Below are 1,388 nucleotides of genomic sequence, written 5' to 3' on the forward strand. Positions count from 1 at the left end.
GGGGCCATCAGGGCGAGGCGGTGGAGCAGGTCGAGGGCGTCGCGCCGCAGGGCGGTGCGGTCGGCGAGGTACCGGGCGGGCAGCCCGTACTCGTCGGCGATGTCGCCGAGGACGCCGTCTATCAGCGCGTCCGGGATCGGAACGTCTCCGGCCACCGCCTCGCCGGGCAGCGGGCGGACCTCCTCGACCAGGCGCTCGACCAGCAGCAGGGCGGCCTGGGCGACGGTGTCGGCACCGGGGAGGGCGAGGTCGGTGAGTTCGGCGGCCGGGTCGAGCAGGGCGACGCCCTCGGCCCGCAGCTCGGCCTCCAGGCCGAGGAACTCGGCGAGCGCCGCCGGGCCGCTGAGCCGGTGGTCCTGCAGCCAGGCCCGGTGGTCCTCGGGGAGGTCGGCGGCCAGGACGGCGGGTGTCTCGGCGAGCAGCCGGCGGACGGCGGTGGCGGGCTCGGCGTCGGCGGCGCGGCGGATCAGGTCGGCGGCGTCGTCGGCGAGGGCGGGCGGGCCGGCCGGGACGGCACGGGCGAGTTCGCGGTCCACGGTCAGCACGAAGGAGCCGTCGGCCGGGTCGGGCGGCAGCTCGCCGAGCACCTGCCAGCCGGCCAGCGCGGCCAGCGCCATGGCGAGGTCGGCCGGTTCGGCGGTGAGTTCGGGGGCGGCGGCACCCATCGCGTCGAGCAGCCGCCGGTAGTCCAGCTCCTCCGGGGCATCGACCAACAGGGCCAGTGCGAGGGCGAGTTGGGCGTACCCTGCCGGGGTGAACGGCGCCCCGGTGACGGGGTGTTCGAGGCGGCGGGCGGCGTCGGGGCCGAGGCCGGCCTTGCAGAGCCGGGCGTGCCAGGGGCCGACGACGAGGCGGTAGCCGAGCAGGGTGTCGAACCGCTCGGCCAGCCAGTCCCGGTGACGGCGGATCAGCGGGAAGCCGTCGGCGTGCGGACCGGAGGCGGTGACCAGCGGATGGGCGAGCAACAGCCGGGCGGCGATCCGGCGTTCGGCCGAGGGGAGCTCCTCGCCGGAACGGTCCTGGGCCACGACGGTGGGCGGCGTCACCCGCGTGGGCTCGGGCCTGCGGTGCCGGCCCGGCCTGCCCGGCTTGGCACCTGACCGGACGACGGGCAGCGCGGCGTCGTCGCGCCGGGCGCGGCGCAGGCCGCCCTCGGTGCGGTCCTCCCGGAGGCGCGCCGGCGTGGCGGAGTGCGCGGTGGGGCCGTGCCACCAGCTGACGCCGGGATCGGCGGCGGGCTCGGCGGCGGCGCCGAGGTGGCGGGCGGGGTAGAGGCCGAAGGAGGCGGCGCAGAGGTCGTCGGCGGTGCCGGGGGCGGCGGCGGCGAACCAGTGGGCCAGGCGCAGCAGCCCCGGATCGGGCGAGAGCGTCACGCCGGCGGCCGGGGG

The 1,388-nt window shown here is 78.7% G+C and carries 1 protein-coding gene; it reads right to left on the reverse strand.

Features of this window, described 5'->3' with window-relative positions; translation table 11 throughout:
- Window positions 1-1,373: DUF2398 family protein (locus ACIQOV_RS41425; RefSeq protein ID WP_401056314.1), on the reverse strand; the 1,373-nt coding region annotated here is incomplete at its 3' end.
- Between the last annotated feature and the right edge of the window lie 15 nt (window positions 1,374-1,388).

Origin of the sequence: Kitasatospora sp. NPDC091257 (assembly GCF_044757675.1) — a bacterium.
Classification (GTDB): domain Bacteria; phylum Actinomycetota; class Actinomycetes; order Streptomycetales; family Streptomycetaceae; genus Kitasatospora; species Kitasatospora lactacystinica.